The organism is Lishizhenia sp., assembly GCF_033720595.1.
Classification (GTDB): Bacteria; Bacteroidota; Bacteroidia; order Flavobacteriales_D; family Crocinitomicaceae; genus Lishizhenia.
The window spans coordinates 1-1,748 of the sequence record NZ_JAWWCF010000318.1 but is presented as its reverse complement, the minus strand read 5'-3'; the positions used below and the strand labels follow the sequence as shown (position 1 = coordinate 1,748).

General features: G+C 37.5%; 2 protein-coding genes. One reads left to right on the top strand and one right to left on the bottom strand.

The features are described 5' to 3' along the window. Positions 1–560, top strand: a 560-nt coding sequence (locus tag R3333_RS14475) for a hypothetical protein (protein WP_318959470.1), incomplete at its 5' end; no start/stop codon positions are given. 44 nt (positions 561–604) lie between these two features. Here R3333_RS14475 and R3333_RS14470 read toward each other — a convergent pair. Continuing rightward, a partial coding sequence (locus R3333_RS14470) for a gliding motility-associated C-terminal domain-containing protein (RefSeq protein WP_318959469.1) occupies positions 605–1,748 on the bottom strand: 1,144 nt, incomplete at its 5' end.

Here is a 1,748-nt window from a genome sequence, read left to right as displayed (position 1 = left end):
TAAGTACACCTTTGAGCGTATTCAAAAGGGAGGTTAAGATGAAAACCACTATTTTTTCCTTTCTGCTACTTATCGTAAGCGGTTACTCATTTGCTCAAAATGAAGGCATACATATTAAAATTTCTAAAAAGCAAAAGGTAGACACCTCTTCGATCTATATAGAATGCATGGAGAAATATGTAGATTATCATTTCGCTACTTTAAATGAAACGAAGAAGCTTTATATTTTAGGTGATAGCAACAGGTATAATCTTCCTCCTTCTATCCGGGGTATTGAATTAAAATTCATTGATGCTGAGGAATTTCAAATCCTGCTTCAAACTCAAAAAAGACTGGAGTATGTAAAAATTAAAACCACTTATAGTCAGCGCCATAAAAACTACGTTTACATGCGTCGGGCTATTATTATAGAAACCATTCAAGGAAAATACAGGTTGCGAATTCTGAAACACAAACGCTATCACAGTAAATTTAAAAAGAACCACGGGGCTTGGTTCTACTGTAATTACAACGTACAAGAAAACAAGTTTACGCTTTTACTGTATGTACTTAATAAATAAAGCCCCAGTTTATACAACTGAGGCTTAAAAAAATATTCTTGTTTTTATTTCCTAACTAACTGCAAGAAACCTTCGCCTTCCAATTCTTTTCCATCTAAACCTAACCCTTTGTAGATGTAGAAGTAAGTTCCCTCAGCGGCATCATTTCCATTTACGGTTCCATCCCATTTAAAATCTGGACTGGTAGAACTAAACACCTGCGTTCCCCAGCGGTTAAAGATGAATACCTCAAAGTTTTCCGGGTCCATATTTTCTATATCAAAGAAAAACTCGTCGTTTTGGTTATCTCCATTCGGTGTAAATACATTGGCCACCTCCACGTTTGCACCTGGAAGAATAAGTTGTACTTCAAACACCAAAGTTTGGTAGGCTGTATCGGTACAAGCGCCGTCTCCAGCGATTAACATTACCTCATAAGTACCTTCTTGATAAACTTGGTCTGCAGGAATTTCATCTGTAGTTGTTACTCCGTTTCCTAAATCCCATTGAAAAGAGTTTGTATTTTGACTGTTGTTGGTAAAACTTACCGTTTGTGGAGCATAGCCTGTTACAGGTGTTGCTGTAAAATCTGCCAAAGGTGCATTATTGATATCCACATAGGCAGAGTCAAAACGAACACACCCGTCAAAGCTAACTTCTAAATAATACCACCCTGTACTTAAATTACCAAATACAGAGGCATTGATAAAGTTACTTGTATTTTGGCCTGGACCATACCACAGGAAAGATGTATTTAAATTATTTGGATTATCCAACATGACTCCCACATATCCGTCTGTAGCCTCACAATTGGTATTTTGAACAAAAGTAGAATCAATGTCCCAATCCATTTCAGTGATGTCAACATCTGCATCATCTGACACTGTACAACCTAAAGCTGAAGTTGCCGTAACCGTATAGGTACCATCCGCCGTAGGAGTTATTGAAGCTGTGGTTTCGGCAGTATTCCACTCGAACTGAGCATTAGGATCATTAGAAATAGCGGTTAATTGCTCTGGTTCATTTTCACAAAAGAAAAGATCTGGACCAGCGTTTACACTAATTGTATCTTCTGTAACCACTATCGTATCCAAAGAAAAACATACCTCACCAAAGAAGATATCATCTATGGCAAAGTCATTACCCGATGCTTCCGTACTGTGGTTTTTAATTTCTAGTATAGCAGTTGTTGCTGTTCCTGAATTCCAC